This is a genomic window from Stenotrophomonas sp. YJH_SMC_29 (assembly GCF_059371235.1).
The window spans coordinates 157098-183330 of record NZ_JCAFUK010000001.1 but is presented as its reverse complement, the minus strand read 5'-3'; the positions used below and the strand labels follow the sequence as shown (position 1 = coordinate 183330).

At 67.2% G+C, this 26233-nt stretch carries 26 protein-coding genes; 14 read left to right on the top strand and 12 right to left on the bottom strand.

The genetic code is table 11. The annotated features are described in order from the left end of the window. Positions 1-17 precede the first annotated feature (17 nt). Positions 18-1133, top strand: a complete 1116-nt coding sequence (gene cfa / locus AC5P9I_RS00820; RefSeq protein ID WP_053460857.1) for a cyclopropane fatty acyl phospholipid synthase — start codon at positions 18-20, stop codon at positions 1131-1133. Positions 1134-1261: 128 nt separating this feature from the next. Here the strand turns inward: cfa and AC5P9I_RS00815 are convergent, their stop codons facing one another. Next, positions 1262-3430: a M3 family metallopeptidase gene (locus AC5P9I_RS00815; protein ID WP_049466812.1), complete on the bottom strand. Its 2169-nt coding sequence runs from the start codon at positions 3428-3430 to the stop codon at positions 1262-1264. Positions 3431-3560: 130 nt separating this feature from the next. On the opposite strand from AC5P9I_RS00815, the gene AC5P9I_RS00810 reads away from it, so the two are divergent. Then, complete coding sequence (locus AC5P9I_RS00810; RefSeq protein ID WP_049466810.1) at positions 3561-4040, top strand: glutathione peroxidase; 480 nt, start codon at positions 3561-3563, stop codon at positions 4038-4040. Between the two features lie 75 nt (positions 4041-4115). Here AC5P9I_RS00810 and AC5P9I_RS00805 read toward each other — a convergent pair whose 3' ends face one another. The 4 genes from AC5P9I_RS00805 to AC5P9I_RS00790 form a co-directional block, all read right to left on the bottom strand. Next, positions 4116-4895, bottom strand: a complete 780-nt coding sequence (locus tag AC5P9I_RS00805) for a ferredoxin--NADP reductase (protein WP_049466808.1) — start codon at positions 4893-4895, stop codon at positions 4116-4118. A gap of 79 nt (positions 4896-4974) precedes the next feature. After that, the gene (locus AC5P9I_RS00800) at positions 4975-6846 is read right to left on the bottom strand and encodes an ABC transporter ATP-binding protein (protein WP_130767883.1); all 1872 of its coding nucleotides are present in this window, start codon (positions 6844-6846) and stop codon (positions 4975-4977) included. A 215-nt stretch (positions 6847-7061) separates the two neighbouring features. Then, positions 7062-7511, bottom strand: coding sequence for a carboxymuconolactone decarboxylase family protein (locus AC5P9I_RS00795; protein ID WP_049466804.1), 450 nt, complete (start codon positions 7509-7511; stop codon positions 7062-7064). 33 nt (positions 7512-7544) lie between these two features. Further along, the gene (locus AC5P9I_RS00790) at positions 7545-8444 is read right to left on the bottom strand and encodes an RNA polymerase sigma-70 factor (RefSeq protein WP_049466801.1); all 900 of its coding nucleotides are present in this window, start codon (positions 8442-8444) and stop codon (positions 7545-7547) included. A gap of 146 nt (positions 8445-8590) precedes the next feature. On the opposite strand from AC5P9I_RS00790, the gene AC5P9I_RS00785 reads away from it, so the two are divergent. From AC5P9I_RS00785 to AC5P9I_RS00775, 3 genes are all read left to right on the top strand, one after another. Further along, entirely contained in the window at positions 8591-10108 is a 1518-nt protein-coding gene (locus tag AC5P9I_RS00785; protein WP_049466799.1) for a fumarate hydratase, read from the top strand. Positions 10109-10232: 124 nt separating this feature from the next. After that, positions 10233-10571 (top strand): hypothetical protein, encoded by a 339-nt coding sequence (locus AC5P9I_RS00780; protein WP_049466798.1) that lies wholly within the window; start codon positions 10233-10235, stop codon positions 10569-10571. A 57-nt stretch (positions 10572-10628) separates the two neighbouring features. Continuing rightward, entirely contained in the window at positions 10629-11264 is a 636-nt protein-coding gene (locus AC5P9I_RS00775; RefSeq protein ID WP_049466795.1) for a glutathione S-transferase family protein, read from the top strand. A gap of 71 nt (positions 11265-11335) precedes the next feature. Here AC5P9I_RS00775 and arsC read toward each other — a convergent pair whose 3' ends face one another. The 3 genes from arsC to AC5P9I_RS00760 all read right to left on the bottom strand — a co-directional run bounded on the left by arsC (position 11336) and on the right by AC5P9I_RS00760 (position 13435). Continuing rightward, on the bottom strand, positions 11336-11677 hold the full coding sequence (arsC, locus tag AC5P9I_RS00770) for an arsenate reductase (glutaredoxin) (RefSeq protein ID WP_049466686.1): 342 nt from the start codon (positions 11675-11677) through the stop codon (positions 11336-11338). Beyond that, the gene (locus AC5P9I_RS00765) at positions 11677-12831 is read right to left on the bottom strand and encodes a phospholipase A (RefSeq protein WP_049466684.1); all 1155 of its coding nucleotides are present in this window, start codon (positions 12829-12831) and stop codon (positions 11677-11679) included. Before AC5P9I_RS00765 ends, arsC begins: the two co-directional genes overlap by 1 nt. Positions 12832-12949: 118 nt before the next feature. Further along, positions 12950-13435 (bottom strand): DUF456 domain-containing protein, encoded by a 486-nt coding sequence (locus AC5P9I_RS00760; protein WP_049466682.1) that lies wholly within the window; start codon positions 13433-13435, stop codon positions 12950-12952. A 235-nt stretch (positions 13436-13670) separates the two neighbouring features. Here AC5P9I_RS00760 and AC5P9I_RS00755 point away from each other — a divergent pair, with 235 nt between their 5' ends. After that, positions 13671-13880, top strand: a complete 210-nt coding sequence (locus tag AC5P9I_RS00755) for a cold-shock protein (protein WP_014647720.1) — start codon at positions 13671-13673, stop codon at positions 13878-13880. A gap of 72 nt (positions 13881-13952) precedes the next feature. Here the strand turns inward: AC5P9I_RS00755 and AC5P9I_RS00750 are convergent, their stop codons facing one another. Both AC5P9I_RS00750 and AC5P9I_RS00745 read right to left on the bottom strand, forming a co-directional pair. Beyond that, positions 13953-14447, bottom strand: coding sequence for a glycine zipper 2TM domain-containing protein (locus AC5P9I_RS00750; RefSeq protein WP_005417545.1), 495 nt, complete (start codon positions 14445-14447; stop codon positions 13953-13955). A gap of 136 nt (positions 14448-14583) precedes the next feature. Then, a complete protein-coding gene (locus tag AC5P9I_RS00745) occupies positions 14584-15018 on the bottom strand; it encodes a cytochrome c (RefSeq protein WP_049466681.1) in 435 nt (144 codons plus the stop codon). 78 nt (positions 15019-15096) lie between these two features. On the opposite strand from AC5P9I_RS00745, the gene AC5P9I_RS00740 reads away from it, so the two are divergent. Continuing rightward, the gene (locus AC5P9I_RS00740; RefSeq protein ID WP_049466679.1) at positions 15097-15924 is read left to right on the top strand and encodes a tRNA threonylcarbamoyladenosine dehydratase; all 828 of its coding nucleotides are present in this window, start codon (positions 15097-15099) and stop codon (positions 15922-15924) included. Positions 15925-16001: 77 nt separating this feature from the next. Here AC5P9I_RS00740 and AC5P9I_RS00735 read toward each other — a convergent pair whose 3' ends face one another. Continuing rightward, positions 16002-16775: a TatD family hydrolase gene (locus tag AC5P9I_RS00735; protein WP_049466676.1), complete on the bottom strand. Its 774-nt coding sequence runs from the start codon at positions 16773-16775 to the stop codon at positions 16002-16004. Continuing rightward, positions 16772-16987, bottom strand: coding sequence for a DUF6116 family protein (locus AC5P9I_RS00730; RefSeq protein ID WP_049466674.1), 216 nt, complete (start codon positions 16985-16987; stop codon positions 16772-16774). Before AC5P9I_RS00730 ends, AC5P9I_RS00735 begins: the two co-directional genes overlap by 4 nt. A gap of 163 nt (positions 16988-17150) precedes the next feature. Between AC5P9I_RS00730 and AC5P9I_RS00725 the strand changes: the two genes are divergently transcribed. The 7 genes from AC5P9I_RS00725 to AC5P9I_RS00695 all read left to right on the top strand — a co-directional run bounded on the left by AC5P9I_RS00725 (position 17151) and on the right by AC5P9I_RS00695 (position 26148). After that, positions 17151-17996, top strand: a complete 846-nt coding sequence (locus AC5P9I_RS00725; RefSeq protein ID WP_049466688.1) for a glycine zipper 2TM domain-containing protein — start codon at positions 17151-17153, stop codon at positions 17994-17996. A 124-nt stretch (positions 17997-18120) separates the two neighbouring features. Beyond that, positions 18121-18663, top strand: a complete 543-nt coding sequence (locus AC5P9I_RS00720) for a GNAT family N-acetyltransferase (RefSeq protein WP_049466673.1) — start codon at positions 18121-18123, stop codon at positions 18661-18663. A 214-nt stretch (positions 18664-18877) separates the two neighbouring features. Beyond that, on the top strand, positions 18878-19534 hold the full coding sequence (locus tag AC5P9I_RS00715; protein ID WP_049467611.1) for a glutathione S-transferase family protein: 657 nt from the start codon (positions 18878-18880) through the stop codon (positions 19532-19534). 61 nt (positions 19535-19595) lie between these two features. After that, positions 19596-21875, top strand: coding sequence for a thiamine pyrophosphate-dependent enzyme (locus tag AC5P9I_RS00710; protein WP_049467613.1), 2280 nt, complete (start codon positions 19596-19598; stop codon positions 21873-21875). 3 nt (positions 21876-21878) lie between these two features. Then, the gene (gene asnB / locus AC5P9I_RS00705; RefSeq protein WP_088476394.1) at positions 21879-23822 is read left to right on the top strand and encodes an asparagine synthase (glutamine-hydrolyzing); all 1944 of its coding nucleotides are present in this window, start codon (positions 21879-21881) and stop codon (positions 23820-23822) included. A gap of 66 nt (positions 23823-23888) precedes the next feature. Further along, positions 23889-24449, top strand: a complete 561-nt coding sequence (locus AC5P9I_RS00700; RefSeq protein WP_049467617.1) for an NADPH-dependent FMN reductase — start codon at positions 23889-23891, stop codon at positions 24447-24449. A 268-nt stretch (positions 24450-24717) separates the two neighbouring features. Continuing rightward, positions 24718-26148 carry a replicative DNA helicase gene (locus AC5P9I_RS00695; protein WP_014647708.1) on the top strand — a complete coding sequence of 477 codons (1431 nt, stop codon included), beginning with the start codon at positions 24718-24720 and terminating at the stop codon, positions 26146-26148. Positions 26149-26233 lie beyond the last annotated feature (85 nt).

Here is a 26233-nt window from a genome sequence, read left to right as displayed (position 1 = left end):
GCAGTCGAGGAGGTGGCGTGGATACAGGGTTGCAGGAGCGGGTCGCCGGCCTGCTCCACGAAGCCGGGGTCCGCATCGGCGGCACCCAGCCACAGGACATCCAGGTGCATGACCCACGCTTCTTCGCGCGGGTCATGGGCCAGGGCTCGCTCGGCCTCGGCGAGAGCTACATGGACGGCTGGTGGGATGCCAACGTCCTGGATGAATTCCTGGTCCACCTGATGCAGGCGCACCTGGACGAACGGGTGCACGGCTGGCGCGAAGTGGCCGATGCGCTGAAGGCGCGCCTGTTCAACCTGCAGGCCGGGCAGGGCAGCTACGAGGTCGGTCGCCGCCACTACGACCTCGGCAACGATCTCTACCAGGCCATGCTGGGCCAGCGGCTGGTCTACAGCTGCGGCTACTGGCGCCATGCCGGTGACCTGGATGCCGCGCAGGAAGCAAAGCTTGATCTGGTCTGCCGCAAGCTGGGGCTGCGCCCGGGCCAGCGCGTGCTGGACATCGGCTGCGGTTGGGGCGAAGCCCTGAAGTTCGCGGCCGAGCGCTACGGTGTCAGCGGCGTGGGCGTGACGATTTCGCAGGAGCAGGCCGAGTTCGCGCGGCAGTTGTGCGCGGGCCTGCCGATCGAGATCCGCCTGCAGGACTACCGTGAACTGGATGAGCCGTTCGATGCGATCTTCTCGATCGGCATGTTCGAGCACGTCGGGGACAAGAATTACGCAAGCTTCTTCGAGGTGGCCAAACGCTGCCTGTCGCCGCGCGGGTTGCTGCTGCTGCATACCATCGGCACCAACATCTCGCGGCATCGCACCGATCCGTGGATCGCGCGCTACATCTTCCCCAATTCGATGCTGCCGTCGGCGGTGCAGATCACCCGGGCGTTCGAAGGCCGTTTCGTGCTGGAGGACTGGCACAACTTCGGCACCGACTACGACCTGACCCTGCAGGCCTGGCGGCGTAACGTGGAAGCGGCGTGGCCGCAGCTGGATGCGCGCTACGACGAGCACTTCCGGCGCATGTGGCGTTTCTACCTGGCCGGGTCGATGGCCACCTTCCGCTGCCGCCATGCGCAGTTGTGGCAGCTGGTGCTGTCGCCGGAAGGCGTGCCGGGTGGGTACGTGGCGCCGCGCTGAAGCCAGCGCGGGGGCGGAGACCCCGGGGTCAGATCCCTTTTCGCAGAAAAGGGCTCTGACCCCAATCACAACAAAAAAAACCGCCCGGTCTCCCGGGCGGTTTCCGTTTCAGGCCGGTACGCGGGCGATCAGTTGCCGGCGCCGGTCAGGCCACGCTTTTCCAGCAGCGGTTCGATCTGCGGCTCGTGGCCGGCGAAATCGCGGAACAGCTGCATCGCATCGACGCTGCCGCCCTTGGACAGCAGCGTGGCGCGGAAGTGGTCGCCGTTCTTGCGGCTCAGGCCGCCATTGTCCTTGAACCACTTCTGGGTGTTGGCGTCGAGCACTTCCGACCAGATGTAGGCGTAGTAGCCGGCCGAGTAGCCGCCCATGATGTGGCTGAAGTACGGCGTCTTGTAGCGCGGCGGCACCGGCGCGTAGTAGATGCCGTCCTTCTCCAGCGCGGCGCGCTCGAAGGCCATCACGTCCTTGGCGGCCGGCACCTGGTCCGGGCCGATCTGGTGCCAGTTCTGGTCCAGCATCGCCGCGCCCAGGTATTCGGTGGTGGCAAAGCCCTGGTTGAATTTCGAGGCGGCAATCACCTTGTCCAGCAGGGCCTGCGGCATCGCGCTGCCGTTCTGGTAGTGCTTGGCATAGTTCTTCAGGATGACCGGGTTGTCCGCCCACATTTCGTTGACCTGCGAGGGGAACTCGACGAAGTCACGCGGCACCGAGGTGCCGGAGAAGTAGGGGTACTTCACGTTGGAGAACATGCCATGCAGTGCGTGGCCGAACTCATGGAACGTGGTGCTCACTTCATCCCAGGTCAGCAGGGTCGGCTGGCCGGCCGGCGGCTTCGGGATGTTCAGGTGGTTGGCCACCACCGGCTTGAAGCCGGTCAGCTTCGACTGCGAGACGTACGAGTTCATCCACGCACCGCCACGCTTGGACGCACGTGCATACGGGTCGAAGATGAAGATCGCCAGCTGGCTGCCATCGGCGTCGAACACATCGTAGACGGTGACGTCGTCGTGGTAGACCGGCAGGTCGGTGCGCTGCTTGAAGGTCAGGCCGAATTCCTGGCCGGCCGCGTAGAACACGCCGTTCTCCAGCACGTTCTTCAGTTCGAAGTACGGCTTCAGCTGCGACTCGTCGAAGTTGTACTTGGCCTGGCGCACCTTCTCGCTGTAGAAGGCCCAGTCCCACGGTTCCAGCTTGAACGTCGGCTTGCCGGCCGCCTTCTGTTCCTGGTCGATCATCGCCTGCAGGTCGGCGGCCTCACGCTTGGCATTGGCCACTGCGGCCGGGGCGAGCTTGCCCAGCATCGCGTTGACCGCTTCGGGGGTCTTGGCGGTCTGGTTGGTCAGGTTGTAGGCAGCGAAGTTCGGGAAGCCCATCAGCTTGGCCTTGTCCGCGCGCAGCTGCATGATGCGCGAGACCAGCGCGGTGTTGTCGAACTCGCCACCGCGGCTGCCACGGCTGACCGAGGCTTCATAGATCTTCTGGCGCAGGGCGCGGTTGGCCAGGTTGGTCAGCGGCGGCTGGCCGGTGGTGTTGAGCAGGGTGATCACGTACTTGCCGTCCTGGCCACGGGCCTTGGCGGCTTCGGCGGCGGCGGCGATCTGCTCCCTGGACAGGCCGGCCAGTTCCTTGACGTCGTCGACGGTGATCGCCGAAGCGTTCACTTCCGACTGCACGTTCTGGCTGAACTTGGTGCCCAGGTTGGCCAGTTCGGCATTCATGTCCTTCAGCTTGGCCTTGTCGGCCTCGGACAGCTTGGCGCCGGCGCGCACGTAGTTGTCGTAGTACTTCTCGACCAGGCGCACGCCTTCGGCGTCCAGGCCCAGGGTGGAGCGGCTGTCGTACAGCGCCTGGATGCGGGCGAACAGCTTGCCGTTCAGCGCGATCGCATCGCTGTGCGCAGCGAACCTGGCCGAGTAGTCGGCCTGCAGCTTCTTGCGGGTGTCGTTGGTGTCGGCGCCGACCAGGCTGAAGAACACGGTGGTCGCGCGGTCGAGCACATCACCGCTCTTTTCCAGGGCGATGATGGTGTTGTCGAAGGTCGGCTTGGCCTTGTTGTTGGCGATCGCCTCCACTTCCTTCAGCTGCTGTGCCATGCCGGCATCGAAGGCCGGGGCGAAGTCGCTGTCCTTGATCTTGTCGAACTGCGGGAAGTGCAGCGGCAGCGGGCTTTCGGCGAAGAACGGGTTGGCCTGCTGGGCGGCGGTGCTGGCAGCCGGGGTGGCGGCGCCGGCCGAGAAGGCGGGCAGGGCAAGGCCGAGGGACATGGCCACGGCAAGGGCAAGGCGGGTGGTCAAGGCAGGAACTCCGGTAAGGCAAACAAGGGCCCGAGGGTAACCCGGCCGGCGCCGCCCGCACTTGTGTCAAAAGGCATGTTGCCGGGGCCGGGCGCGGGTACCATGCATTCTCCGCCCACGGCCTGCTGCCATGACCACTGCCTACGATTTCAGCTTCCGCGACCTCGACGGCCAGCCGCACGCCCTGGCCCGCTACCAGGGCCATCCGTTGCTGCTGGTCAACGTCGCCAGCCGCTGTGGCTTCACCCCGCAATACACCGGGCTGGAGCAGCTGTGGCAGGAGTATCGCGAGCGTGGCCTGGTGGTGATCGGCTTCCCGTGCAACCAGTTCGGCGCGCAGGAGCCCGGTGACGCCGCGCAGATCCGCCAGTTCTGTTCGCTGGACTATCCGGTCAGCTTCCCGCTGTCGGAGAAGATCGAGGTCAACGGTGAAGGCGCCGATCCGCTGTGGGCATGGCTGTCACGCGAGAAACGCGGCCTGCTCGGCAGTGCCCGCATCAAGTGGAATTTCAGCAAGTTCCTGGTCGACCGCCAGGGGCAGGTGGTGTCGCGGCATGCGCCCACCACCCGGCCGGAGCAGCTGCGCGGCGAGATTGAAGCGCTGCTGTGAGGTAGTGCCGGCCGCTGGCCGGCAACCCCGTGGGCCAGGAAGCGCCGGCCACTGGCCGGCACTCCCGTTGCAGCATCATTTCTCGACGAACGCGCGCTCGAACACGTAGTGGCCCGGCTGGCCGATCCGCGGCGAAACCTGGAAGCCCCGGGCGTCGAGCACGGTACGCAGGTCGGCGAGCATCTGCGGGCTGCCGCAGATCATCGCGCGGTCGTTTTCCGGGCTCAGTTCCGGCAGGCCGAGGGTGCGCTGCATCTGGCCGCTTTCCATCAGCGAGGTCAGGCGGCCCTGGTTGGCGAACGGCTCGCGGGTGACGGCCGGGTAGTACAGCAGCTTGTCGCCGATCATGTCGCCGAGGAACTCGTGCTCCCGCAGTTCCTTCTCGAAGTAATCGCGATAGGCCAGGTCCTTTTCGTAGCGCACGCCGTGGCAGAGGATCACCTTCTCGAAGCGCTCATAGGTTTCCGGGTCCTTGATCACCGACAGCCACGGCGCCAGGCCGGTGCCGGTGCCCAGCAGGTACAGATTCCTGCCGGGGTGCAGGTCGCTGATCAGCAGGGTGCCGGTGGGCTTCTTGCCGACCAGCACCTTGTCACCCGGCTTGATGTGCTGCAGGCGCGAGGTCAGCGGGCCGTCCTGCACCTTGATGCTGAAGAATTCCAGCTGCTCTTCCCAGTTGGCACTGGCGATGGAGTACGCACGCAGCAACGGGCGCGCCTCGGTTTCCAGGCCGATCATCACGAACTGGCCGTTCTCGAAGCGGAAGCCGCTGTCGCGGGTGGTGGTGAAACTGAAGTAGGCGTCGGTCCAGTGGCGGACCTCAAGCACCGTTTCGGCGCCAAAAGCGGAGGACATGGGCGTATCTATCGAAAGTCGTCGGGGTGATTCTATCTCAAATGAGACAGGTTCTCATTGGGCGGAACGAGAGGCGTTCTCAGCGGTAACCGGCCGCCTGCAGTTCGAACAGTTCGGCGTAGCGGCCGCCCTGTGCCATCAGCTGCTCATGGGTGCCGCTGGCCTCGATGCGGCCATCGGCCAGCACCAGGATGCGGTCGGCCATGCGTACCGAGGAAAAACGGTGGGAGATCAGCACTGCGGTGCGATTATCCGCCAGTTCCCTGAACCGCTGGAACACGTCGAACTCACTGCGCGCATCCAGCGCGGCGGTGGGCTCGTCCAGGATCATCACCTGCGCGTTGCGCATCCAGGCGCGGGCAATGGCGATCTTCTGCCATTGGCCGCCGGACAGGTCCACGCCCTGCTTGAAGCGCCGTCCGATCTGCTGCGCGTAGCCACCGGGCAGATCGTCGATCACTTCCTCGGCCATGCCACGCCGTGCCGCGTCGGCGATGCGCGCCTGGTCGTCCATCGCCTCGACCTGGCCGACGCCGATGTTCTCGCCCGCGCTGAGGTTGTAGCGCACGAAGTCCTGGAAGATCACCCCGAGGTTGGCGCGCAGGTCGTCAAGATCGTAGTCGCGCAGGTCGCGGCCATCGAGCAGGATGCGGCCCTCGTCCGGTTCGTACAGGCGTGCCAGCAGCTTGACCAGGGTGGTCTTGCCGGCGCCGTTCTCTCCCACCAGGGCCAGCACTTCGCCGGCGTGCAGCTGGAAATCCAGGTGGCGCACCGCCCACTGTTCGGCATCGGGATAGCGGAAGCCGACGTTCTCGAACACGAAGCCCTGGCGGATCGGCTGCGGCACGCGCACCGCCCCTTCGCGCGAGTGGATCTCCGGCTGGATCTGGAAGAACGAGAACAGGTCATCCAGGTACAGCGCCTGGCTGGCCACCTGCGAGAATCCGATCAGCAGGCCCTCCAGCAGCTGGCGCAGGCGCAGGAAGCTGCCAGCGAGGAAGGTCAGGTCGCCGATCGTGAAATCGCCGCGCACCGTGCGCCAGGCGATGTAGGCGTAGGCGGTGTAATAGCCCAGCGTGCCGAGCGCGGCCAGCAGCGTGCCCCAGAACGCGCGGCGCCGGGCCAGTGCGCGGTTGGCCAGGAACAGAGCCACCGACAGGCGCCGGTAGCGCTCCACCAGGAAGCGGTGCAGGTTGTAGATCTTCACTTCCTTGGCCGTTTCCACGCTGGCACCGAGCTGGCGCAGGTAGTCGAGCTGGCGGCGCTCGGGCGTCCACTGGAAGTTGAGGCTGTAGCCGGCCGCATTGAAGTGCGATTCGCCGATGAAGGCCGGCACCAGTGCCAGCGCCAGCAGCAGGATCAGCCACGGCGCATAGACCAGCAGGCCGATGGCGAGGCTGGCCACGGTGATCGCATCCTGCACCTGGCCGAACAGCTGGCTCATCAGGTTCATCCGGCCCATGGTCTGGCGCCGTGCACGGTCCAGCTTGTCCTGCAGCTCCGGGTCCTCGAAGTCCTCCAGATCCAGCGTCGCGGCGTGTTCCATCAGGCGGATGCTGGTGGCGTTGGCGAACAGTTCCGAGAGCAGCGCATCGGCATAGCTGACCAGCCGGCCGAGCAGGTCCGAGGCGATGGCCAGGCCGAATTCCAGCGCCAGCAGGCCCAGCAGTGGATTGAGCAGTCCGCTGGACAGCGCCTCGCCCAGTGGCGGGAAGCCGGCACCGTGCTGGCTCAGGTGCAGGGCGCTGTCGATGATCAGCTTGCCGACGTACAGCATCGCCACCGGCAGCAGCGCCCGGATCAGCCGCAGGCCAAGGCTGGCCAGGGTGAGCGCGGGGCTGGTCTGCCACACCATGCGCAGGAACGGCGGCAGGTTGCGCATCGCCTTGAAGCGCTGGCGCAGGCTGGGTTTTTTCGCGGCGGCGGCGCCAGCGGTGGGGGTAGCAGGCATGCGCGTATTGTGCGCGCCTGCTACGTGCAGAGGGGGTCAGTGCAGCCGTGTGGCCGGCACCGGGGCCAGATCCCTTTGCCACGCAAAGGGCTCTGACCCTCCCGCATCCACGCGTGGCGTGGATCCACTCCGCCAACCCACAGTAGCGCCGGCTTTTGATGTTGCTCTGGGTGTTGCCTCTGCGGGTGCCGGGCGGCAGCCCGGCCAGCCCCCCGTTACGGCAGCGGCGGCAGCAACCCCGCACCGAGGCGGTTCCAGGCATTGATCACCGCGATGCCCATGCTCAGGTCACTGATGCCCTTCTCATCGAAGTGCGGTGCCAGTGCATCGAACGCCGCCTGCGACGGTGCGCCGTCGGTCAGCCGGGTCAGCGCCTCGGCCCAGCCCAGTGCCGCGCGCTCTCGCGCATCGAAGAAGCGGCTTTCGTGCCAGGCCGGCAGGGTGTCCAGCTTGCGCGGCTCGATGCCGCCCTTGCGCAGGGCCGTGCCGTGCATGTCCATGCAGTATCCGCAGCCGTTGAGCTGCGACACGCGCAGGAACACCAGTTCCATCAGGGTCGGATCGATCGAGCTGTCATGCACGGCCTGGCTGGTGGCCAGCAGGCCTTTGAAGGCCTCGGCGGCCAGGCGGATGTAGGGAACGCGGGGCGAGGTGTGGTTGGACATCGTGGGCTCCAGGGCGGCCACGATGGCCGCCTTTCACTCCCAGGACGCCGCAGCACCATCGCGCGTGACAAACGTGGGCAGCTTTTCCGGATTCAGCACGCTGTAGACATTGGCGATGCGGCCGTCGACCACTTCGATGGTGGTGATCGAGTGCAGGCGATCGCCGTGGAAGCGCAGGATCGCAGGCTCGCCGTTGACGTAGCCCAGCTGCGCCGGATGCGCCGCGCCGCGGCGGGCGATGGCCCAGAACAGGCGGCCGATGCGCTCGGCGCCCCGCAGCGGGCGGATCGCGGCGGTAACCACGCCGCCACCGTCGGAGACCAGCAGCGCGTTGGCGTGCAGCAGGGCCTGGATCGCTTCGCTGTCGCCGCGCTGCGAGGCATCCATGAAGCGCGCCAGCAGCTGCCGGTGCTGGCTGGCGTCGGCATTGAAGCGCGGCCGCCCGGCGTGCAGGCGCTGCCGGGCACGGTGTACCAGCTGCCGGCAGTTGGCTTCGCTGTGGCCGATCAGGTCGGCGATTTCGCGGTAGTCGTGATCGAAGGCCTCCTTCAGCAGGAACGCGGCGCGTTCCTCGGGGCCGAGCTGTTCGAGCAGGGTCAGGAAGGCGACCGAGACGTCGTCGGCCAGCGCATGCAGCTGCGCCGGGCCGGGCGCCGGGTCGGGCTCCAGGGTGACCGCCAGCGGCTCGGCCAGCCACGGGCCGACGTAGTGCACGCGCTCGCGCCTGGCCGCGCGCAGCCGGTCCAGGCCCAGCCGGGTGGTGGTGGTGACCAGCCACGCCTCGGCGTCGCGGACGCCGGCCGGATCGGCGCCGGACCAGCGCAGCCAGGCATCCTGGACCACGTCTTCGGCGTCGGCGCGACTGCCGAGCAGGCGGTAGGCCAGGGCCATCAGGCGCGGGCGGTGGGTCTGGAAGGCGGTTTCGGCGTTCATGGGGGCAAGGACGCCGCAGCGGCGCGTGGCGTGACAGAGCGTCGGGGGAATCTTGCCGGCCAGCGGCCGGCACTACCACCCCGGGGCCGGGGGAGGGGGTAAAATGGGCGGATTACCCCCGCCAGCCTCGAGCAAGCGAGCAAGCCGTGACATCGATCAAGCAGGAAGACCTCATCCAGTCCATCGCCGACGCGCTGCAGTACATCTCGTACTACCACCCGGTCGACTACATCAAGAACCTTGCCGCCGCCTACGAGCGCGAGGAGTCGCCGGCCGCGAAGGAAGCGATGGCGCAGATCCTGATCAATTCGCGGATGTGCGCGGAAGGCCACCGCCCGATCTGCCAGGACACCGGCATCGTCACCGTGTTCCTGGAAATCGGCATGGACGTGCGCTGGGATGACGCCACCATGGGCGTGGAAGACATGGCCAATGAAGGCGTGCGCCGCGCCTACATGCACCCGGACAACAAGCTGCGCGCCTCGGTGCTGGCCGATCCGGCCGGCAAGCGCATCAACACCAAGGACAACACCCCGGGCGTGGTCAACGTCAAGGTGGTGCCGGGCAACACGGTCGACGTGATCGTCGCCGCCAAGGGCGGTGGTTCGGAAGCGAAGACCAAGTTCGCGATGCTCAACCCGTCCGACTCCATCGTCGACTGGGTGCTGAAGACCGTGCCGACCATGGGCGCCGGCTGGTGCCCGCCGGGCATGCTCGGCATCGGCATCGGTGGCACCGCCGAAAAGGCGATGCTGCTGGCCAAGGAAGCGCTGATGGAACCGATCGACATCACCGAGCTGCAGGCCCGTGGCGCGTCCAACCGCATCGAAGAGCTGCGCCTGGAGCTGTACGAGAAGGTCAACGCGCTGGGCATTGGTGCGCAGGGCCTGGGTGGCCTGACCACCGTGCTCGACATCAAGATCAAGGATTACCCGACCCACGCGGCCAACCTGCCGGTGGCGATGATCCCGAACTGCGCGGCCACCCGCCATGCGCACTTCACCCTGGATGGCAGCGGCCCGGTGATGCTGGACCCGCCGTCGCTGGAAGACTGGCCGAAGCTGACCTATGACGCGTCCAAGGGCACCCGGGTGGACCTGGACACGATCACCCCGGAGGACGTGGCCAGCTGGAAGCCGGGCCAGACCCTGCTGCTCAACGGCAAGCTGCTGACCGGCCGTGACGCCGCGCACAAGCGCATGGTCGACATGCTCAACAAGGGCGAGGAACTGCCGGTCGACCTGAAGGGGCGTTTCATCTACTACGTGGGCCCGGTCGATCCGGTGCGCGACGAGGTGGTGGGCCCGGCCGGCCCGACCACCGCGACCCGCATGGACAAGTTCACCGAGCAGGTGCTGGCACAGACCGGCCTGCTGGGCATGGTCGGCAAGGCCGAGCGCGGCCCGGCCGCGATCGAGGCGATCAAGAAGCACAAGTCGGCCTACCTGATGGCCGTCGGTGGTTCGGCCTACCTGGTGTCGAAGGCGATCAAGGCGGCCAAGGTCGTTGGCTTCGCCGACCTGGGCATGGAAGCGATCTACGAGTTCACCGTGCAGGACATGCCGGTGACCGTGGCGGTCGATTCCACCGGTGAATCGGTCCACAAGACCGGCCCGCGCGAATGGCAGGCCCGCATCGGCAAGATTCCGGTGGTGGTGGAGTAAGTCCGCCCGCTTCGATCCAGACGACGGCGCCCGTGTGGCGCCGTTGTTGCATCTGGAGGCAGGATTAACGCGCCTGTAGCCCGGGCTCTGCTACGGTCGGCACACCCTCGCACAGGACGTGTCCATGGCCCTGCATCGATTCATCGTGGCCGGCGTGCTGCTGGCCCTGGCCGGCTGCAGCACCCCGGCGTCGTACGAAGGCGCGGATTTCCCTGCATCGGCACAATGCCGTATGCAGTGCCAGGCCAGCTACCGCAGCTGCATGGCGCAGAATGACTCCCTCGGCAGCCGCCAGAGCAATTGCGAGCAGCAGGTGGTGCCGGCGCCGGACAAGCGCTGCAAGGACGTGGACAACCCGGACCTGCGCCGCGCCTGCGAACTGAAGACGCATGACTGCACGCTGCGCGCGCCGATGATGTCCTGTGGCGAGCGCCGCGATAGCTGCATGAGCAGCTGCGGCTGAGCAGCGCTCATCGGCGAGGCGCATAATCGGCCGGTCCACCCGCACAGGATCCGCCGCATGAGCACCACGCTGTATGGTTCGACAAGCACCGCCGCCCTGATGGTGCACTGGCTGCTGATCGAACTCGGCATCGAGCACGAACTGGTGCTGCTGGATTTCGACGCACGCGAGCACAAGTCGGCCGAGTACCTGGCACTGAACCCTGCTGGCGTGGTGCCGACGCTGCTGATCGATGGCCAGGTCCTGACCGAAGCGGCGGCGATCGCGCTGTACCTGGCCGACCGTCATCCCGAGGCCGGCCTGTTGCCGGCGCTGGGCACAGCCGAGCGCGGTGATGCCTACCGCTGGATGTTCTGGTGCGCCAATACGCTGCAGCCGGCCTACCGGGCCTGGTTCTATCCGCACGAAGTGGCCGGCGAAGCGAACATCGACGCCAGCCGCGAGATGGCGCGCCAGCGCCTGGAACATGCATGGCAGCACGTGGCCACGCACCTGCAGGCGCACGGCCCGTACCTGCTGGGCGCCGCGCCCTGCGTGGCTGACTACATGCTGGTGATGCTGATGCGCTGGTCACGCAACATGCCCCGGCCCAGCGACACCTGGCCGGCGCTCAAGACGCATGCCACGGCGATGAAGGCGCGCCCGGCGTTCGCCGAGGTGTACCGCCGCGAAGGCATCACCGACTGGCGGTAACCAGAAAAGGGGACGGAGGGGATTAAGTCGTTTGTGCACAAACGACTTAATCCCCTCCGTCCCCTTTTCCGTTACAGGATCTCCAGCACCGTTTCCGGCGGGCGGCACAGGCGGGTGCCCTTGGGCGTGCGCACCACCGGGCGGTTGATCAGCCGCGGGTGTGCGGCCATCGCTGCCAGCAGGGTGTTTTCATCGGCACCGTCCAGGCCCAGTTCGGCGAACTGGGCTTCCTTGCTGCGCACCAGCGCCTGCGCGTCCAGTCCGGATTCGGCCAGTACCTGGCGCAGCATGGCCACGTCGGGAGGACTGTCCAGGTAGTCGATCACCACCGGGTCGAAGCCTGCGTCGCGGATCAGCTTCAGTGCCCCGCGCGAGTTGCTGCAGGCGGCGTTGTGCCAGATCGTCACGGCCATCAGAACCATTCCAGCAGCGATACGCCCACGCCCACATAGGTGGCCTTGTGGTTGTAGTCGATCAGGCTCTCGCCGTAGCCATCGAAGATCTGCACGTGGCCACGCAGCAGGTTGCTGATCGGGAAGCCGTAGTCCAGCTGCAGCGCGCCGTGCGAGCGGTTGCCGGTGCGCAGCGAATGACGCGCCATGAGCGAGACTTCATGCCCGTTGCGGTTCCAGGTCAGGGTCGCGTCACCACGGCCCATGTAATCCTCGATGTCCGGATTGTTGTCTTCGCTGCGGGTCTCGGGGATGCGGTACCACGGGCGCAGCACCAGTGCCCAGTTCTCGCGGTCCAGGCCGACGTTGAGCATGACCCGGTTCCAGCTGCGCGAGAGCGGATCGGCCCGTCCGTTGGACTGGTGGTTGAGGCTGATGCCGGTCATCCGCCCGCGCCAGCCACCGATCGAGTAGCCGTTGCGGAACACCATCATCACTTCCGGCTCGTAATTGGTCTCGCGGAACGGACGCGAATCCTCGCTGTTGTAGGCCTGCCAGCGCGAACTCTGGGTGTAGCCGGCCCAGATGTCGCCGTTGTCGCCGAACAGGTTCTCGGCGATCTTGGTCTTGAAGCTGATCTGGAACTTCAGCTCGGCACTGTCGAGCACCTGCGGCGTGGTCACGCTGTTGGCCGGGTTCGGCGAGTGCGGCATGGTGTTGCGGTCACTGGTCCAGAACGCGGGCAGCAGGTACACCGGCTTGTAGGCACGCAGCTGGAACGGCCCCAGCTTGGAGTCCTCGGCCAGTTCCCAGCGGCTGTCCAGCAGCGAACCGCGGCCGGCGTTGGCCAGTGCGCTGTCCGGCGTCGCCGGGCGGAACAGGTCGCTGACCCGCTCGCGCAGCTTCTCCTCGCCCTGGCTCACGGCGGCGGTCTGCCGCTCTTCGCGGCGTGCCTGCGCCGCCGCTTCGGCGGCGGCATCGGCGGCGGCGGTGGCCTCCGGGGTACGCCCGAACAGGCGGTCATAGCAGGCCAGGCGGGCCGCATCGGTGGTGATCGCCGCGCAAGCGGCCGGCGAGGTGTCTGTGCTGGGCGCGAACTCCTGCGCAGCCAGCGGGGCACTGGCCAGGGCAAGCGCCAGCGGCGCCAGACGGGGAAGCAGCGTGGGGAGGGTCATTGCAGCAGGCCCTTCGGTGAATTCGGGAATCGCACAGTGTGGCGGCTGCACCGGGGCACGGCCAGCCCCACGGTTTATGCACGGTCACCGCGTGCGTGTGGCGTGAAGGCGGTCCGCCTCAGAAGAACCAGGCGAATGCGAACAGCCCCAGCATCGCGATCACCACCGCCAGTTTCAGCGCCAGCCCCAGCAGGATGCCGAGCCAGGTGGCCAGGCCGACCTTGGTCGAGCGGCCGAGTTCGCGGGTGTGCCAGTACTCGCCGAGCAGGGCGCCGATCAGCGGTCCGGCGAACAGGCCGATCGGCATGAAGAACAGGCCGACGATGCTGCCGGCAAAGGTTCCCCAGAGCGCCTTGCGACTGGCGCCGACGCGCTGTGCGCCGACCACCGTGGCCAGCACATCGGCCAGCAGCGAAAACACGGTCAGCACGCCCAACGCGACCAGGGTAGGCCAGCCGACATGGGCAAAGCCGTCGGCCCACGCGGCCAGCAGCAGACCGATGAAGACCAGCGGGATGCCCGGGAGCGCCGGCAGGACGATGCCAGCGATGCCGATCAGGACAAAAATGACCGCTAGCAGATACAAGATGAATGAGAGTCCCATGCTGTCCCGTATGGTGGTCGTTTTGGGGTTGACAGTGAAAGATTTTGCCAGTTGCTTTTTCGTTTTGGGCGGGTTAAGTTGCAGTCGCTGAGCTTGGCAAGGTCACCGTGGATCGTGGCCTGATGAAGCAAGATCTTCCCGATCCGCTGCATCGATGCACCTCGCTTCCCCCTTGCTTGTCAGCCGCCCACCAGGCGTTTCCAACAACAAGAGAGAGTCAAAGGGAGTTAGTGAGATGGCTGAGCGCGAGACCGGTACCGTAAAGTGGTTCAATGATGCGAAGGGCTTCGGCTTCATCAGCCGGCAGAATGGCGAGGACGTGTTCGTGCACTTCCGCGCCATCGAGACCCAGGGCTTCAAGAGCCTCAAGGAAGGCCAGACTGTGAGCTTTGAAGTCGTGCAGGGCCAGAAGGGCCTGCAGGCTGACAAGGTGCAGCCGGTGTAATACCCGCCGCCCGTCGGCACGAAAAAGGCCCGCGCAAGCGGGCCTTTTTCGTTGCCGGTGGCCCGCAGCAGGTCAGCGCAGGATGACCTTGCCGTTGACCACGCGCACGTAGGTGTTCTCGCGGATGCCACCCAGATCGCGCTGGTTGACCACGATGGTGCGGCCATCATCCATGCGCACGCTGATGTCGTAGGTATCGCTGGTGACGTTCTTCTGGATCTGGTTGCCGGCCAGGGCGCCACCGACCGCGCCTGCGGCGGCGGCGATGTTCTTGTTGCCACGGCTGCCACCGGTGTGGTCGGAGATTTCATGGCCGGCCACGGCGCCGACGATGCCGCCGAGAATCGCGCCAGTGGCGCTGGGCGCGGTGCGGCCCGAGGGCACGGTGTTGATGCGGGTGACGATGCCACAGTCAGCGCAACGGCCCTGGTTGTAACCGCCATTGTTGCCGTAGCCGCCGTTGTTGTAGCCGTTGTTGTAACCACCGCCGCTGTAACCGGGCGAGGTGGCACAGCCAGCCAGCGCGAGGGTAGCGATGGCGCTGGCGGCGATGAGCTGGATCTTCATGGGGCGTCTCCTGGCCGTGAAGGCGGGTGGGTTGGGTGGTACTGCGTCGTGCAGCAGGGTGGACGAATCCTCTCCTTTCGAACGTGAACAACGCGCCAACCGTGCGCGTGCTGCCCGGCTGCAGGATGAATGCGGCTCAGCGGAAATCCTGATGGCAGGCGCGGCAGTCCGCCTGCAGGGTTTCGACCACCTGGGCCAGCGCCTTGCAGTCGCGTGGCGGCGAGGCCAGGGCCGTGTTGAGGTTGCCGCGCAGCTGGCTGGCGTGCTGCTGGAACTGCGCACTGTCCTTCAGCCCCGGAAAGGCCAGGTCCAGGTCGTTGGACAGCAGGCGCAGCGCCTGCAGCCGCGGCACGCTGTCGGCCAGGGTGCAGCGGTTCTGCTGCTGGGCCTGCTGCAGCAACTGCGTCTGCCGCTGCATGACCTGCATCAGGCTGCCCGGGAACGGATCGCGGCGGGCCTGCAGGGCCCGGCTCACCATCACCGTGGCTATCAGGCCGATCAGCAGGCCCAGGCAGAGCACGAACAGGTAGCGGTGGGCGGCGGACAGGCGGCGGGGCGGGCTGGCGTTCATGCGGGCTCTCCGGACATGCAACGGTGGGTTCGATGCCGGCACACGCAGGCGCCGGCGCCTGCACGTTAAAATAGCTTGATGAACGAACAGGTAAAACAACGCTTTGCCGGCATCGAACGGCTGTATGGCGTCGGCGCACTCGAGCGCCTGCAGGGCAGCCGCGTGGCGGTGGTGGGCATGGGGGGCGTCGGCTCGTGGGTGGTGGAGGCGCTGGCCCGTTCGGCGGTCGGCCACCTGACCCTGATCGATGCCGATGACATCTGCGTCTCCAACACCAACCGGCAGCTGCCGGCGATGGAAGGCAACTACGGTCGCAACAAGGCCGAGGCGATGGCCGAGCGCTGCCGTGCGATCAACCCGGACATCGGGGTCGACGCGGTGCAGGCGTTCCTGACCGTGTCCAACATGGCTGAGCTGCTGGACCGTGGTTTCGATCTGGTGATCGACGCCTGCGACAGCTTCCGGGTCAAGGTCGAGACGATTGCCTGGTGCCGCCGCCGCAAGCTGCCGCTGCTGACCGTCGGCGCTGCTGGCGGGCGCACCGACCCGACCCTGGTGCGCATCCGCGATGTGTCGCGCACCGAGCACGATGCCATGCTGGCGCTGATCCGCAAGAAGCTGCGCAGCGAGTTCAATTTCCCGAAGAACGCCAAGCGTTATTTCGGCGTGCCGGCGGTGTATTCGCTGGAGAACGTGAAGTATCCGCAGGCCGATGGCAGTGTCTGCGGCATCCGGCCGAACCTGGGCGCCGATGCGGCGTTGAAGCTGGATTGCGGTGCTGGCCTGGGCGCGGCGACCCACATCACCGGTGCGTTCGCCTTCGCCGCAGTCGGCAAGGCGCTGGAAATGCTGCTGGAGCCGAAGAAGGTGAAGGCTGAAGTGGTCGAGGATGACGCCGAGGCGTGATGGTAGTGCCGGCCGCTGGCCGGCAACTCCGGAATGATCGAATCAGCGCTGGTGCCGGCCGGGGGCCGGCAGTACCGTTAGAGCGCCGGCAGCGCGAACAGCCGCCGTGCGTTTTCCGTGGTGATCCGGGCCACTGCCTCCAGCTCCATCCCGCGCAGTGCAGCCACGTGACGGGCGATGGTTGCCAAGCGCGCCGGTTCATTGCGCTGGCCACGGATGCCCGCGTCGGGCTGGTCGGGTGCGTCGGTTTCCAGCAGCAGCTGTTCCAGTGGCATGTCGCGCACCAGCCGCTGCAGGCGCTGGGCACGCTCATAGGTCAGCGGACCGCCAAGACCCAGCAGGAAGCCTTGTTTGTGCAGTTGCGCGGCCTGTTCGGGGCTGCCGGAAAAACTGTGCACCACGCCGCGCAGGCCGCCGATGCGGCGGATCGCGGCGATCACCGCATCCACCGCGCGTCGCGCGTGGACGATCACCGGCAGGTCGAATTCACGGGCCAGTTCCAGCTGGCCGATGAAATACGCCTGTTGGGCCTCGGCATCCAGTCCTTCGACGAAGAAGTCGAGGCCGCATTCGCCGATCGCGCAGGGGCGTTCGCGCGCGATCCACTCGCGCAGCAGCGGCAGGTGCCCAGGCTGGTGCTCGGCCAGGAACATCGGGTGCAGGCCATAGGCCGGGTGCAGTCCCGGTGCCTGCCGGCAGACCTCGCGCAGCTTCGGCCAGCTGGCAGCGGTCACCGCGGGCACGACCTGCAGGCGCACGCCTGCGGCCTGCGCGCGCGCGATCACGGCGACGCGGTCACTGTCGAACTCGCCGGCATCGAGATGGCAGTGGCTGTCGACCAGCAGGTTCAACGCTGCTCCAGCGGGGGCGGCGTGGCCGTGTTGCGATTCTTCCAGTTGGCCAGCAGCAGCGTGCCGAAGCCGAGCACCAGCTCATCGACGAACGGGATCGGGTCCGGGATGAACAAGGTCAGCACGAACAGGCCGGCGGTGAGCTTGAACAGGGTGGGGTAGCGCAGCCGGCGCGCCCATTGCAGTACCGGCAGCAGCATCGGGTTGGCCATGGCGGGAATCCTCGTGGGGAATATGCAAACGCTACCACGGGCCCAGCATTTCCCGATGCTGAATGGGTTACAGGAATGAGCAGGAAATGTGGAGATTCCGTTCAGGCAGCGCGTGCTGCAATCTGCCTCGAGAACGTTGCGGATGGTCCGCAAGGAGCAGGTCATGAAAAGCACAACTACAACTGTCCTGGTCGCAGCGGGCGCGCTGCTGGTCGGTGGCATCGCCACCGCCGCCTTCATGAAGAGTGGCGACCGCTCGCCCGATTCCATCAGCGCCGCAACCCCCAATGGCGAGTCGCGCCTGGTCGATGGCAACGCCACCGACGATGGCGCACGTGGTGACACGCTGGCCCCGTCCGCGCCACGCGGGCTGGAGTACGCCGACGTGCTGAAGGTCGACCCGATCACCGAAAAGCAGAAGGCCTATGCCACCGTGATCGGCACCGATCCGGTGCGCGAGACCTCCACCACCCAGACCCCGCACGAGGTCTGCCAGGACGTGACGGTGCAGGAACGCCTGCCGGAACGTGATGGCAACGTCGGCGGCACCGTGGTTGGCGCGGTGGTCGGTGGCCTGCTCGGCAACCAGGTCGGTGGCGGCAACGGCAAGAAGGCCGCGACCGCAGCCGGTGCGGTGGCCGGTGGCTTCATCGGCAACCAGATCGACAAGCGCCACGTGGGCGGCCGCGTGGTCAATCGTACCGAGCGCCAGTGCCACACCGAGACCGCAACCTCCGAGTCGAGCCGCGTCACCGGTTACAACGTGACCTATCGCAACGAGGACGGCACCACCGGCACCATGCGCATGGCCAGCAAGCCGGGCAGCCGCATCGCCATGGGCACCAATGATGTGGTGAAGGGCTACAACGTGACCTATCGCTACGACGGCGCTGAGAAGACCGTGCGCATGGACAACAAGCCGGCCAGCGATCGCCTGCCGGTGGTCGATGGTCAGCTGGTCACGCAGACTGCCGCAGCCGGTGCCACCGCCGCAGCGACGCGCCAGTAATCCCAGGCAACCGCAGTACCCGACGGGCCGGCACATGCCGGCCCGTTTTGTTGCAGCCGGTGGTGTTCATCCGCACGGCGGGGCAATCCACCATCATGGACGTTCCCTTCGACATGGAGTCGGCATGAGCATCTTCGACCTGCGCATCGAAACCGAGCGGCTGATCCTGCGCCCGCTGCTGCGCGAAGACTACGAACCGTATCTGGCGTTCTGCGCCGACGAGGCCACGATGCGTACCCTGGGCGGCGTGCAGCCCCCCTCGGTGGCCTGGCGCGGTTTCTGCAGCCTGGCCGGTGCCTGGCAGCTGTTCGGCTTCTCGATGTTCAGCGTGATCGAGAAAGCCAGTGGCGAATGGATCGGGCGGATGGGACCGTGGCAGCCGCAGGACTGGCCAGGTACCGAAGTCGGCTGGGGCATCCGCCATGCCAGCTGGGGCAGGGGCTACGCGCCGGAGGCGGCGGTCGCGGCGATCGACTGGGCGTTCGACACGCTCGGGTGGGATGAGGTGATCCACACCATCGCCGAGAACAACGACAACTCGCGGGCGGTCGCGCGCAAGCTCGGCAGCACGATGCTGCGCATGGGGGAGCTGCCAGCGCCGTACAACGACAAGCCGATGCAGATCTGGGGCCAGTCGCGCGAGCAGTGGCGGCAACGCGCGCGCTGAGCGTGGCCTGGTAGTGCCGGCCGCTGGCCGGCAATCGCTTGGATCCAGCTGCATCGAGGATGCCGGCCAGCGGCCGGCACTACCAGCTGCATCGAGGTTGCCGGCCAGCGGGCAGCGTTGCCGCGTTGCAATGCTGCACCCGCGCTTGGCATTCATCGGCGTGCTTGCCAGACTGCACGCAGCCGGCCGCCGGCCGGATACGAGGGAGCAGGCAATGGTGGAAGAGCGGGTCCCGTTGACGGTGCACGGCATGTCGGTGTCAGGCAATTGCCACAAGGTCCGCCTGCTGCTGGAGCAGCTCGGCAGCCGCTACCGGTGGGTGGAGGTGGACAGCGCCCATGGCCAGACCCATACCCCCGAGTTCCTTGCGCTGAACCCCAATGCCAAGGTGCCGCTGATCGTCCGCGACGATGGACGTGTGTTGACCGAGTCCAATGCGATCCTGTTCTGGCTGGCCGAAGGCACGCCCTACCTGCCCAGCGATGGATGGGAGCGCGCGCAGGCGCTGAGCTGGATGTTCTTCGAGCAGTACACGCACGAGCCGTGCGTCGCAGTAGCGCGTTTCATCCGAGGCTGGACCCCGGCGGATTCACCGCGCCGCGCCGAACTGCCACGGTTGCACGAACGTGCCGCCAGCGCGCTGGCGGTGATGGAACAGCACCTGCGCCAGGCACGCTGGTTCACCGGCAGCGGCTACGGCATTGCCGATATCGCACTGTTCGCCTACACCGATGTGGCAGGCGAGGGCGGCATCAGCCTGGAGCCGTTCCCCGAGGTGCGCGCCTGGCTGCAGCGGGTGCGTGGGCAACCCCGCTTCCTGCCGATGCCGGCGGTGTCCGCCGAGGTACGCGCGCGATTCGAGGCCGCGTGATGCCCGCAGCGTAGCGCCGGGTACGCCCGGCGGAATGCAACAACGACACGGAGGGTGTTCGATGTTTGCTGTGGTCCCGGATCCGATTCCCGCGCGCATGCGCGTGCTCAACCGCGCCGAGGTGTGCGACGCCAACTTCCTCGAGGCGGTGCGTGGTTGGCGGGGTGCCGCGCGCGCGCGCCCTGCGCCGGACGCGCCGATCCTGCCGGGCAGCATGCTCAGCGCCGCGGCGTTCGGTGAACTGTTCGATTCGCAGCTGGCCAGCCGCCAGCTGGACCTGATGGCCCGCGTCCTGCGCGTGCAGAACAAGGTCTTCTACACCATCGGTTCGTCCGGCCATGAAGGCAACGCGCTGCTGGCGCGGGCCTGCCGGCATACCGACCCGGCGTTCCTGCACTATCGCTCCGGTGCCTTCATGGCCGAGCGTTCGCGCCAGGTGCCGGGCATCGACCCGTTGCGCGATGCCGCGCTTTCGTTCGCCGCCAGCGCCGACGATCCGGCCAGCGGGGGCCGGCACAAGGTGTGGGGCAGCAAGCCGCTGTGGGTGCTGCCGCAGACCTCGACCATCGCTTCGCACCTGCCCAAGGCGCTGGGCACCGCACTGGCCATCGAGAGTGGCAAGCGACTGGGCCAGGCGCTTCCCATTCCGGGCGACAGCATCGTGCTGTGCTCGTTCGGGGATGCCTCGGCCAACCATGCCAGCGCGCAGACCGCATTCAACACCGCGATGTGGTCGGCTTACCAGAAGCTGCCGGCACCGGTCCTGTTCGTCTGCGAGGACAATGGCCTGGGCATCTCGGTGAAGACGCCGGAGGGCTGGATCGCCGAGCGTTTCGGCCGGCAGCCGGGGCTGGACTACTTCTTCGCCGATGGCCTTGACCTGGCCGTGGGGCATGCCCAGGTGCAGGCCGCGGTGGACCATTGCCGGCGCACCCGGCGGCCGACCTTCCTGCATCTGCGCACCACGCGCCTGATGGGTCACGCCGGCACCGACTTCGAAGTGGAATGGCGCCCGTTGCCGGAGCTGTGCGCGGCCGAGGCGCAGGATCCGCTGCTGCGCTCGGCGCAGATCGCGCTGGAATCGGGCTGGATGGATGCGGCAGCCGTCGAGACCGCCTACGAGACGATGCGTGCGCGCTGCATGGCCGCCGCCGCCGAGGCCGAAGGACGGCCGAAGCTGCAGTCGCTGCAGGCGGTGATGGCGCCGCTTGCGCCGTACACGCCGGCTGCGGTGCAGGCCGAAGCGCGGCGCGAGGTGCCCGCCGCGACGCGCGAAGCGCTGTATGGCGGTGCGCAGGCCCTGCCCGAACGGCAGCCGCCACGCCACCTCGCGGTCCAGATCAACCACGGCCTGCAGGAGCTGCTGGCGAAGTATCCGCAGAGCCTGCTGTTCGGTGAGGACGTCGCGCAGAAGGGCGGTGTGTACACCGTCACCAAGGATCTGCTGCGCCGCTTCGGCCCACGCCGGGTGTTCAACACCCTGCTGGACGAGACCATGATCCTGGGCATGGCGCAGGGCCTGGCCAACCTGGGCATGCTGCCGATTCCGGAGATCCAGTACCTGGCCTATCTGCACAACGCCATCGACCAGGTGCGCGGCGAAGCGTGTTCGCTGCAGTTCTTCTCCAACGACCAGTTCCGCAACCCGATGCTGGTGCGGGTGGCCGGGCTGGGCTACCAGAAGGGCTTCGGTGGCCACTTCCACAATGACAACTCGGTCACCGCGCTGCGCGACATTCCCGGCCTGGTGGTGGGCTGCCCCTCGCGCGGCGACGACGCGGTGATGATGCTGCGCACGCTGGCCGCACTGGCGCGGGTGGATGGGCGCGTGGCGGTATTCCTGGAGCCGATCGCGTTGTACATGAGCAAGGACCTGCACGAAGCGGGGGATGGCCAGTGGCTGTTCGACTACCCGGCACAGGGCCAGGCGCTGGTGCCGGGCGAGGGCCGGGTCTACGCACCGGAGGCCGGAGACCTGGTGATCTACACCTATGGCAATGGCGTGCCGATGGCGTTGCGCGCGGCGCGGGCCATCGAGCAGCAGCTGGGCTGGCAGGTGCGGGTGGTCGACCTGCGCTGGCTGGTACCGTTGGATGCCGGCTTCATCGCCGCCCAGGCCGCCAGCGCGCGGCGGGTGCTGGTGCTGGACGAAGGCCGCCACAGCGGCGGAGTGGGTGAGGGCGTGGTCACGGCGCTGGTCGAGGCCGGCTTGGGTCACCTGCCGCTGCGCCGGGTCTGTGGCGCCGACACCTACACGCCGCTGGCGGGGGCAGCAATGTTCGGGCTTCCAAGCGACAATGCGGTGATTGGCGCCGCCCTCGACCTGGCGCAGGAACCCTGATGCATGTGTGGATTGGCGGGAATGTTGTTGCCGGCGCCGCTGGCGTCGGCCGAGGCACTGCAGACGCAGGCCCTGGCCATGGGCCAGGCGCTGCACCACCGCGGGCCGGATGATGGCGGCAGCTGGGTCGATGCCGAGGCCGGCATCGCGCTGGCGCATCGCCGGCTGAGCATCCTCGACCTGTCCCCGCTGGGCCACCAGCCGATGGCCTCGGCCGACGGCCGCTACGTGATGGCGTACAACGGCGAGGTCTACAACTTCGCCGCCCTGCGTGAACAGCTGGAGCCGCTGGGGCACACCTTCCGCGGCCACTCCGATACCGAAGTGCTGCTGGCGGCGATCCTGCAGTGGGGCGTGGAAGACACGCTGCAGCGCTGCAACGGCATGTTCGCCATCGCGCTGTGGGATCGCCAGCAGCATTGCCTGTGGCTGGCTCGCGACCGCGTCGGCAAAAAGCCCCTGTATTACGGCTGGGCCGGCGACACGCTGGTGTTCGGCTCGGAACTGAAGGCGTTGTGGCAGCACCCGGCGTTCGACAACGACATCGATCGCGATGCACTGACCCTGCTGCTGCGGCTGGACTACATCCCGGCGCCGCACAGCATCCATCAGCGCTGCTACAAGCTGATGCCGGGCCGCGTGCTGCGCCTGGACGCGGCCGCTGTCGCTGCAGGGGCCGCCGCACATCGCCCGGAGCAGGCGCAGCGCCCGTACTGGGACGCGCGTGCGCGCATGCAGGCCGCGCTGGCCGCACCGTTCCAGGGCCGCATCGAGGAGGCCGAGGAACAGCTGGACGCATTGCTGCGCGACGCGGTGGCGCTGCGCATGGTGGCCGACGTGCCGGTCGGCGTGTTCCTGTCCGGCGGCACCGACTCATCGCTGGTGGCGGCGCTGATGCAGGCGCAGAGCGGGCAGCCGGTGCACAGCTTCAGCATCGGCTTCACCGGTTCGGGGCACGACGAAGCGCCGCTTGCCCGCGAACTGGCCACGCACCTGGGCTGCGATCACACCGAGCTGTATGTCAGCGGCGCCGACGCCCTGGCGGTGGTGCCGCAGTTGCCATCGATGTTCGATGAACCTTTCGCCGACGCTTCGCAGGTGCCGACCGCGCTGGTCGCCCGGCTGGCGCGGCAGGGGGTGACCGTGGCGCTGTCCGGCGACGGTGGCGATGAGCTGTTCTTCGGCTACACCCGCTATGTACGCGCGCTGCGCAACTGGCAGATGCTCGGCCGCGTGCCGGGGCCGCTGCGGCGCTGGATGGGGGCACGCGCGCAGCAGCAGGGCGAGGCCTCGCGGACCGGCGGCCTGGCCGCGCTGCTGGCCGAGACCGGCGCGCGTGGCATCGGCGACGTCTACCGCAACCGCATTTCGCGCTGGCGCGACCCGGCGGCGGCGGTACCCGGTGCGCAGGCGGCCGGCAGCTTCTACGACCTGGCCGATCCGCTGCACGGCGCGGGTACCCCGGCCGATGCAATGATGCTGGCCGATTTCGTGACCTACCTGCCGGACGACCTGTTGTGCAAGGTCGACCGTACCTCGATGGCGGTCAGCCTGGAGGCGCGCGCGCCCCTGCTGGACTGGCGCGTGGCCGAGTTCGCCTGGTCGCTGCCACTGGGCTTCAAGCGCAGCGAGACCACCAGCAAGGTGCTGCTCAAGCGCGTGCTGGGGCGCTATGTGCCGCATTCGATGGTGCACCGCCCCAAGCGTGGCTTCGGCGCACCGGTCAGCGACTGGCTGAAGGGCGACCTGCGCCCGTGGGCCGAGGACCTGCTGCAGCCGTCGCGGCTGGAGCGCGAGGGCGTGTTGTCGGCGGCGGCGGTGCAGCCACTGTGGCAGCAGTTCCTGGCGGGGCAGCGCAAGTGGCATACCCATCTGTGGAACGTGCTGATGTTCCAGGCCTGGCAGGCGCATTGGCGCGACGTGCGCGCAGGCATTGCGAGGCGCTGATCTTCACCGGCCCGCACGTGCCCGGGGGCTAGGCTGGGCGTTCCGCACCGTGAGGAGAATGTCCCGATGTCCACCCCCACCATCGCCGTGTTCGTCGGCAGCCTGCGCAAGGACTCCTGCAACCGCAAGCTGGCCCATGCGCTGGAAAAGCTCGCCGGTGACCGCGCGCGCTTCCAGTACGTGCAGATCGGCGACCTGCCGTTGTACGACCAGGATTTCGACGCCGACTATCCGCCGCAGGGCACCCGGCTCAAGGACCAGGTGCGCGCTGCCGACGCGGTGCTGTTCGTGACGCCCGAGTACAACCGGTCGGTGCCCGGCGTGCTCAAGAACGCCATCGATATCGGATCGCGCCCCTATGGCGACAGCGCGTTTGCCGGCAAGCCGGCGGCGGTGATCGGTGCATCCATCGGCCAGATCGGCACCGCCGTGGCCCAGCAGCACCTGCGCAACAGCCTGGCCTTCCTGGACATGCACGTGCTTGGCCAGCCCGAGGCCTTCATCCACTTCAAGGACGGCCTGATCGATGCCGACGGCACGATCCACAACGAAGGCACGCAGAAGTTCCTGCAGGGCTATGTTGACCGCTTCCTGGCGCTGATCGCAGTGCACGCCAAGGGCGATTGACGCCTGCGGACGACCCGGCCGCGCCTGGGGGGCGGATCCTGACGCGCAGCGACGGGCTCCGACCCCGGGACGTTGATCTGCGATAATGTCCCGCTCGGGTGCCGCAAGGGCGCCCGTCGCAGGCAGTGCGACGCCCCCACGCCAGTCTGGCCAGGCGCCGGCGGATATCCCCCGTTTCTCCACGGCTTATCCACAGGCTTGTCCATGGTCGCCGGGGTCGGCGCATGCCTACACTCGTCTGGCCCACTTTTGCAGGAAACACCGCAGCATGTCCGCTCGTCCCGGCTTCCGTTCCAACCGCAGAGAGCGCGGTGATGGCTTCGATCGCGATCGCGACGAGTCGCGCATCGACCAGTTGCGGGTACCGCCGCATTCGGTGGAAGCCGAGCAGGCGGTGCTGGGCGGCCTGATGCTGGCGCCCGAGGCCTACGACCGGGTCAATGACCAGCTGACCGAGGGCGATTTCTACCGCCGCGACCACCAGATGATCTATCGCGCGATCCGCGAGCTGTCCGAGCGCGAGCGTCCGTTCGATGCGGTGACGCTGGGCGAGTGGTTCGAGTCGCAGGGCAAGATGGAACTGGTGGGTGATGGTGCCTACCTGATCGAGCTGGCCAGTACCACGCCGTCGGCCGCCAACATCGTGGCCTATGCCGAGATCGTGCGTGACAAGGCGGTGCTGCGGCAGCTGATCCAGGTCGGCACCGATATCGTCAACGATGGCTTCCAGCCCGAAGGCCGCGACAGCAGCGAGCTGCTGGCCTCGGCGGAAAAGAGCGTGTTTGCCATTGCCGAACAGGGCGCGCGTGGCCGTACCGATTTCGTGGCCATGCCCGGTGCGCTGAAGGATGCGTTCGAGGAACTGCGCAACCGCTTCGAGAACGGCGGCAACATCACCGGCCTGCCGACCGGCTACACTGATTTCGATGCGATGACCGCCGGCCTGCAGCCGACCGACCTGATCATCCTCGCGGCACGCCCGGCCATGGGCAAGACCACTTTCGCACTGAACATCGCCGAGTACGCGGCGATCAAGTCGAAGAAGGGCGTGGCGGTGTTCTCGATGGAAATGTCGGCATCGCAGCTGGCGATGCGCCTGATTTCCTCCAACGGCCGCATCAACGCGCAGCGCCTGCGTACCGGCCAGCTGGAAGACGAGGACTGGAGCCGCGTCACCAGCGCGATCAAGATGCTGAAGGAAACCAAGATCTTCATCGACGATACGCCGGGCGTGTCGCCGGAAGTGCTGCGCTCCAAGTGCCGCCGGCTGAAGCGCGAGCATGATCTCGGCCTGATCGTGATCGACTACCTGCAGCTGATGAGCGTGCCGGGCAACAGCGAAAACCGCGCCACCGAGATCTCGGAAATCTCGCGTTCGTTGAAGGGCCTGGCCAAGGAACTGAACGTACCGGTGATCGCGCTGTCACAGCTCAACCGCTCGCTGGAAACGCGTACCGACAAGCGCCCGGTGATGGCCGACCTTCGCGAGTCGGGCGCAATCGAGCAGGACGCGGACATGATCGTGTTCATCTACCGCGACGACTACTACAACAAGGAAAACTCGCCGGACAAGGGCCTGGCCGAGATCATCATCGGCAAGCATCGTGGTGGCCCGACCGGTTCGTGCAAGCTGAAGTTCTTCGGCGAATACACCCGTTTTGACAACCTGGCCCACGATTCGGTCGGTTCGTTTGAGTAACGGTCGTGCCGGGCGCTGGCCGGCAACCACCCGCCGGCCGGCAGACCATTCGAAAGGCCGAGCGCCCGTCTGTGGCGTGTAAATG